Origin of the sequence: Hydrocoleum sp. CS-953 (genome assembly GCF_002260545.1) — a bacterium.
Classification (GTDB): Bacteria; Cyanobacteriota; Cyanobacteriia; order Cyanobacteriales; family Microcoleaceae; genus Trichodesmium.
Genome location: NZ_LGSU01001164.1, coordinates 1 through 7471, shown reverse-complemented (window position 1 = coordinate 7471; position 7471 = coordinate 1). Strand labels below are relative to the sequence as shown.

Below are 7471 nucleotides of genomic sequence, written 5' to 3'. Positions count from 1 at the left end.
CGATAGAAAATCAATTCTGCAGCTATATCGCTCTCTTTGGCAATTATTGATGTTCTATTCATCTATTGTCCAATAGTTAGGGCTGGGAGATTAAATCTCAAAGCCTTGACAGGCAAAAGTTTCAGCCTTGCCCAATCTCAAAATTGATGTTCTATTCATCTATTGTCCAATAGTTAGAGGAGTTTTCGCACGTTATTATTGTACATATGCACTTGCTTGTGCGACAGCTATATACTTTCATGCAACAAAGCCATTCAGAATTCAGAATTCGCACAATGGAAATGTTTTTCCCACTGTTCCGTGTTCCCTGTTGCCTATTTCCTATTCCCTACCCAAGTCCGTAGCGACTGGAACGGAGTGAAAGGAAGTAATCTCAGGGTGCCACGAGATTGCTTCCTCTCGTCGCTGCGGACGACTTTTCCAAGTGAATTCAGAATTGATAATTCCCATAACGGAAATGTTTTTCCCTCCATACCTATTCCCTCCATACCTATTCCCTCCATACCTATTCCCTGCTATATTGAGAATTCGGACAACGGAAATGTTTTCCCACTATTCCCTATTCCCTGTTCCCTAATAACACATAAAAAATAATGAAACGTAGAAATCTAATTACTTACACTACTGCTGCTGCCACCAGTGCAGTTGCTTTACCTGCATTAAGTCAAACCGAACCTCCACAAATAAAATGGAGAATGACGACAAGTTGGCCGAAATCTCTTGATAGTGTGTTTGGTGGAGTGCAGAGGATTTGCGATCGCGTCGCAGATATGACCGATGGCAGATTTACTATTACTCCCTATCAAGCTGGTGAAATAGTTGGAGGTTTAGAAGTTCTAGATGCTGTCCAACAAGGTACTGTAGAATGTGGTCATACTGCTAGTTCTTACTACAAAGGCAAAAATCCTACCCTTGTATTTGCAACTACTCTTCCATTTGGTTTGACTGCCCAACAACAGAATGCCTGGCTATATCATGGTGGGGGTCTAGAAGCGATGCAAAAAGTTTATGCTGATTTTAACATTATTAACTTCCCTGCGGGTAACTCAGGGGTACAAATGGGTGGTTGGTTTAAGCAGGAAATTAAGACTTTGGCTGACCTCAATGGTTTAAGGATGCGTATTCCTGGTTTAGGAGGGGATGTAATGAACAAGTTGGGAGTAAATGTGCAAGTCTTACCCGGTGGGGAAATTTATTTAGCTTTAGAAAGAGGAGCTATTGATGCTACTAAATGGACAGGGCCTTATGATGATGAGAAGTTAGGTTTTTATAGGGCTGCAAAATATTATTATTATCCTGGTTGGTGGGAACCAGGTGCGACTGTAGATGTATTGATTAATTTGGATGCTTGGAATAAGTTATCAACAGAATATCGGGAAATTTTTCAGACTGCTGCTTATGAAGCTAATTTGAATATATTAGCTCAATATGATTTTTTGAATGGTGAAGCATTGCCAAGATTGATTGAAAAAGGTGTTCAGCTAAGAGCTTTTAGTTCAGAAATTATGCAAGCTGCTCAGAAAGCTGCTCTTGAGGTTTATGAGGAAAATGCTAGTAAAGATGGTAGTTTTAAGGAGGTTTATCAACAGTGGCAAAAATTTAGAGAGCAAGTTTTTAATTGGAATAAAGTTAATGAGTTGAGTTTTACTCAGTTTTCCTTCAATAACCCAAAGTAAATTGAGAATTTAGAATTCGTACAACGGAAATGTTTTTCTCACTGTTCCCTATTCCCTATTCCCTAATAACACATAAAAAAAAATGAAACGTAGAAATTTAATTACTTACACTACTGCTGCTGCCACCAGTGCAGTTGCTTTACCTGCATTGAGTCAAACTGAACCGCAACAGATAAAATGGAGAATGGCAACGAGTTGGCCGAAATCTCTCGATACTTTGTTTGGTGGAGCGCAGCGGATTTGCGATCGCGTCGCAGCTATGACCAATGGCAGATTTACTATTACTCCTTATCAAGCTGGTGAAATAGTCGGAGGGTTGGAAGTTTTAGATGCTGTACAACAAGGCACTATACAATGTGGTCATACCAGTAGTTTTTATTATAAAGGCAAAAATCCTACCCTTGTCTTTGCAACTACTGTTCCATTTGGTTTTACTGGCGCACAACAGAATGCCTGGCTATATCATGGTGGGGGTCTCGAAGCCATGCAAAAAGTTTATACTGATTTTAACATTATTAACTTCCCAGCAGGTGGCATCGGGGCACAAATGGGTGGTTGGTTTAGGCAGGAAATTAATAGTTTGGCTGACCTCAATGGTTTAAAGATGCGTATTCCTGGTTTGGGAGGTGATGTGATGACTAAATTGGGGGTAAATGTGCAGGTGTTACCTGGTGGGGAAGTGTATTTGGCTTTGGAAAGAGGTGCTATTGATGCTGCTGAATTTACTGGACCCTATGATGACGAGAAGTTGGGTTTATATAAGGCTGCAAAATATTATTATTATCCTGGTTGGTGGGAACCTGGTCTGACTTTAGATGTATTGGTTAATTTGGATGCTTGGAATAAGTTACCAAAAGAATATCAGGAAATTTTTCAGACTGCTGCTTATGAAACTAATTTGAATATGTTAGCTCAATATGATGTTTTGAATAGTGAAGCGTTGCCAAGATTGATTGAAAAGGGTGTTCAGTTGAGAGCTTTTAGCTCAGAAATTATGCAAGCTGCTCAGAAGGCTGCTTTTGAGATTTATGAGGAAAATGCTAGTAAAAATGGGAGTTTTAAGGAGGTTTATCAACAGTGGAAAAAATTTAGAGAGCAAGTTTTTAATTGGAATAAAATTAATGAGTTGAGTTTTGCTCAGTTTTCGTTTAATAAGTAGTCAGTAGGGGCGTTTTCCTGACGGAATGCTCCCCAAACATGTCGCGCAGCGTTTCATGTCGGCGACAGCCGAAAATGGCCATTCGCCCATACATTGGTTCACTTATAACTGATACCAAATCCGGATAATTACTATCGCTAAGTCATTGCGACTGGAACGGAGTGGAAGGTTTGCGGAGCATTCCGGAACGGATAGCAATCTCGTGGAACCTCTGAGATTGCTTCCTATCGTCGCAATGACGACTGTTCAACCGGATTCTATATCACTGATAACTGATAACTGATAACTGATAACTGAATAAACCCCCCCTTTCAATAATTTTAATTATAGCGGTTTTCACTTCATGACTTGCATTACTTCTTCCTTCTTACTTCTTACTTCTTCCTTCTTCCTTTAAACCCAAATCTCTGTACTCTATATTAATGAAAACTGCTATAAATAAACGATCGCAATCTTAGACATAAGATGTAGTAATAGTATGAAGATTTGATGAAGATTTAATGAAATTGCCGAAATGCTCTTGACAGTAGGGGGGGGTGGAATAGAATGCAAATTCAACATGGGTAGAACACTTAGAAATTCTCAAACTCTGTCATAGATTTTGTTGAATTTTGTATGGTTGATTTTATCTGGCGCGTGTCCTAACTACGTCAGTCAAATAAAATCAGGACTTACGCAAAATAAGGCATTTATGTCATTGCGTTTCGGCTGTCGCCGACATGAAAAGCGCAGCTTTGCGATAGCAAGCGACAGCGTTTGCGGAGCAGTCCGTCAGGAAAGCAATCTCAAATGTTGATATTTCATTCCTTATGCGTAACTCCTGAAAATGCCTAAATATCCTTTGAATTCTCAGTAGTGACTCAAATATATCTACAGGAGGTGATTGTTAATGTACGGATGCCAACAACATCTGGTCAAAAGTAGTCCAGAAGTAATGGCTATGATTGAATACCTTTGTATAGAAGCCAATAAGCTTACTAACTGCGGGATTTATTATTGTCGTCAAATGCTGTTTAAAGCGGGACGCTTTCTGTCTAAAGCCGAACTAGATTTTGAGCTAAAAGCTAACCCGCATTTTAAATCCATGGGTTCAGCCTGCGCCCAACAGACTTTACATTCGGTAATTGAGTCCTTTAACTCTTATGCTAGATTAGCCAAAATGTTTAACTCAGGCGAGTTAGCTGAAAAACCTAAACCACCAAAATACCGTAAAAAAGATGGTCTAGCAGTTGTTAGTTATCCGGGACGATGGGTCAAGCTGGTAAATGGAATGCTCAAATTTTCACTAGGCAAGCAAGTAAAAGCATGGTTTGGTATTGACCATTTTTTGTTGCAAATGCCAAGCAATCTAGATTTTAAGCAAATAAAAGAATATAGATTCGTTCCTAGAAATAACTGTTTCTATCTGGAATTTGCTTATGAGCAACCACAGACAGATAAAGGCCAGCCAATAGCAGGAAACGTCTTAGGCATAGACCCTGGACTAAACAACTGGTTAACCTGCGTGAGTAATGTGGGGAAGGCTTTTATAGTTGATGGAAGAAAGGTTAAATCTCAAAATCAATGGTACAACAAGCAAATAGCTAAAATCAAAGCAGGTAAGGGTGGTGACTATTGGGACGATAGGTTAGCAGCTATTACGGAAAAGCGCAACCGAATGATGCGCGACAATATTAATAAAGCAGCTAGGTTGATTATTAACTGGTGCATTGAACATCAAATAGGTGCGATAGTTTTTGGGTGGAATCAACGTCAAAAAGATAGTATTAATATTGGCAAGAAAAATAACCAGCAGTTTGTTCAAATACCTACGGCCAAGTTGAAAGCCCGGATAGCCGAATTGTCTGAGCTGTATGGGATTAAGTTTGTTGAGACTGAGGAAAGTTACACGAGTAAGGCTAGTTTTTTAGACGATGATTTTCTACCGACATTTGGTGAAAAACCCGAAAGGTGGGAGCCATCAGGAAAGCGTGTCAATCGTGGCTTGTACCGTTTAGCAACAGGTCAAGTTATCAATGCTGACTGTAATGGTGCAGCTAATATTTTAAGAAAAGTATCGACACAGCTAGAAATCAATCTAGCTAAGGTCTGTAGGGAAGTTTTGATGCTTCCACAACGATATAGGTTGGATTCTCTAACCAAAAAATATCGTAAGCAGTGCGTAGCGTGGCAATAGCGCCCGCGTAGCACATCCGCTTAGAATCTAGGGTGTTTTAACCCCTAGAGACATCAACCACTGCTCAAACTTCTAGGTTTGAGATTACCACATCTCCCGCATTTGCTGGCTGGCTGGTCAAACACCATCTCAGTCTGGCTTTCAACACCTATCAAACCAAGCCAAAAGTAGAGAATGAAACAAAAAATTCACTTTATCTCAGGACTACCGCGATCTGGCTCTACCTTATTAGGAGCCTTACTTCGCCAAAATCCTGTGTTTCATGCAGGGATGTCTAGTCCAGTGGGGGGTCTGGTGAGTCGCCTACTAGAAGCGATGAGCGAAAACAATGAGTTTTCGGTCTTTATCACACCTGAACAAAAACGGGCATTAACCTTAACTATTTTTTCAACATTCTATGAAGCACAAGGGGACAAAGAAGTAATCTTTGATACTAACCGTCTCTGGTGTAGCAAATTGTCTTTAATTCAGGACTTATTTCCTGGCTCCAAAGTGATTTGCTGCGTCCGCAATGTGGCTTGGATTATGGATAGTGTGGAAAGGTTAGTCAGAAAAAATACTTTTGAGGTGTCCCGTTTATTTAATAATTCAGGTGAACGTTCTACGGTTTACACCCGGACTGAAGCTTTGAGTCAGGGAGGAAGATTGGTGGGATTTGCTTATAACGCCCTCAAAGAAGCGTTTTATAGCGAATATAGTTCCTCATTACTCCTAGTGGATTATGACATCTTGGCCCAAGCTCCAGATAAAACTCTGTCCCTGATTTATCAGTTTTTGGGGGAAGAACCGTTCGAGCATGATTTTGAGAATGTGGAGTATCAAGCTGATGAGTTTGATAATCGACTGAATACCAAAGGCTTACATAAAGTACGCTCTAAAGTGGAGTTTCAGCCTCGACAGACGGTTTTACCGCCAGATTTGTTTGTTAAATACAATGATTTGTCCTTTTGGACAAACCCCAGCAACAGTCTCGCTAATGTGATTGTGGCTCAACCCAATCCCCCAGAAGTCAATGAAGTCAGAAGTTAGAAGTCAACCCACCCCTAGCCCCTCCCAGGAGGGGAAATCATCAGAAGTTGTTTTTGAGACAAAGATTTCTGCTCCGTCTTAAAAGACTGGTAAGCATTCAGCTATTAGTCGTCAGCACGAGCGCAATAATATCTAAACCTTAATGAGGGGTTTTAAATGAATATAGCCTTTAAAAATCAGCTTTTATAGTAAAATTAGATTTACCTCATTAATAAAGGTTTTCTTTCAAACTAAAATAAATAGCTGATAGCTGATAGCTGACTGCTGAATGCTTACAAAGACTGGACTTTAGACCCAATGATTTTTGGTAAACACCTGTAATGAAATTAATTCTTTCAACTCAACAGGACTTACCCAAGGTTGATTTGTCATTGCGACCGGAACGCAGTGTAGGGAAGCAATCGCGGAGTTTTGGGGATTACTTTCCTGTCGCTTGTAATGACGTAATTACCTCGCTTTTGCGTAATATCATGTAAAGTCATTGCGACTGGAACGGAGTGGAAGGAAGCAATCTCAATGGTTTGAGATATCTCTTCCATCTATATCCTAATCATAACTAATCATCCGGACATGATATAAGTCCTACTCAAATTAAGGAAAAAAAACAATGGCAAATAATTTTATCGTTAACCGAACCACTGATGACGGAACTGGGAATCAAACAGGTACTCTCAGTTATGCTATTGCTCAAGCGAACCAAATGCCAGAAGATGACACGATTACCCTGCAAAACAATGTGCGCTTGACAGGAACCATGCAGCCTCTCATTGATAGCAATATCACCATTGTAGGTGGCAACTACACCCTGAGTGGTGATGCCAATAATAACGGGGTAGCTGATGCAGGAGATGTGCGGGCTTTATTTATTAAGTCAGGAACAGTTGATATCTCCAATTTGACCATTGATAAAGGTGTCGCCAAAGGCGGAGATAGCCTCGTTGGTGGCGGTGGCGCTGGTATGGGCGGTGGCATGTTTATCTATGGTGGCAACGTCACCTTAAATAATGTCGATTTCACGAATAACAAAGCTGAAGGCGGTAGTAGTGGTACTGGAAACAATGTTCCTGCTGGGGGAGGCATTGGATTGATTAGTAGTACCATCGGTATCAACGGTGCCAACGGTGCCAACGGTGGCAACGGCGGTGGCGACGGTGGCGACGGTGGCGACGGTGGCGACGGTGGCGACGGTGGCGACGGTGGCGACGGTGGCGACGGTGGCGACGGCGTTAGCGGCGGTAACGGTGGCGACGGTGGCGACGGTGGCAATGGTGGCGACGGTGGCAACGGTGGTGGCGGTGGCGACGGTGGCGACGGTGGCGACGGTGGCTTTGCTAGCACCGGTGGCAACGGTGGCAATGGTGGCTACGGTGGCGACGGTGGCGACGGTGGCAATGGTGGCTACGGTGGCGACGGTGGCTACGGTGGCTACGG

Annotated in this window: 4 protein-coding genes and 1 pseudogene; all 5 read left to right on the top strand. The window is 41.7% G+C overall.

The genetic code is table 11. The features are described from left to right. Window positions 1-593: 593 nt before the first annotated feature. Complete coding sequence (locus AFK68_RS18605) at window positions 594-1676, top strand: TRAP transporter substrate-binding protein (protein ID WP_094674049.1); 1083 nt, start codon at window positions 594-596, stop codon at window positions 1674-1676. Between the two features lie 82 nt (window positions 1677-1758). Beyond that, a complete protein-coding gene (locus AFK68_RS18600) occupies window positions 1759-2835 on the top strand; it encodes a TRAP transporter substrate-binding protein (protein WP_094674048.1) in 1077 nt (358 codons plus the stop codon). An 889-nt stretch (window positions 2836-3724) separates the two neighbouring features. Next, window positions 3725-5011 carry an RNA-guided endonuclease TnpB family protein gene (locus AFK68_RS18595; RefSeq protein ID WP_094674047.1) on the top strand — a complete coding sequence of 429 codons (1287 nt, stop codon included), beginning with the start codon at window positions 3725-3727 and terminating at the stop codon, window positions 5009-5011. 174 nt (window positions 5012-5185) lie between these two features. After that, window positions 5186-6040, top strand: coding sequence for a sulfotransferase (locus AFK68_RS18590; RefSeq protein ID WP_094674046.1), 855 nt, complete (start codon window positions 5186-5188; stop codon window positions 6038-6040). A 607-nt stretch (window positions 6041-6647) separates the two neighbouring features. Continuing rightward, a pseudogene (locus AFK68_RS37020) lies at window positions 6648-7471 on the top strand (calcium-binding protein); the annotation flags it as partial.

Coding starts and splice junctions, on each gene's coding strand:
- AFK68_RS18605 (WP_094674049.1), top strand. CDS start 594: ATGAAACGTAGAAATCTAATTACTTACACTACTGCTGCTGCCACCAGT.
- AFK68_RS18600 (WP_094674048.1), top strand. CDS start 1,759: ATGAAACGTAGAAATTTAATTACTTACACTACTGCTGCTGCCACCAGT.
- AFK68_RS18595 (WP_094674047.1), top strand. CDS start 3,725: ATGTACGGATGCCAACAACATCTGGTCAAAAGTAGTCCAGAAGTAATG.
- AFK68_RS18590 (WP_094674046.1), top strand. CDS start 5,186: ATGAAACAAAAAATTCACTTTATCTCAGGACTACCGCGATCTGGCTCT.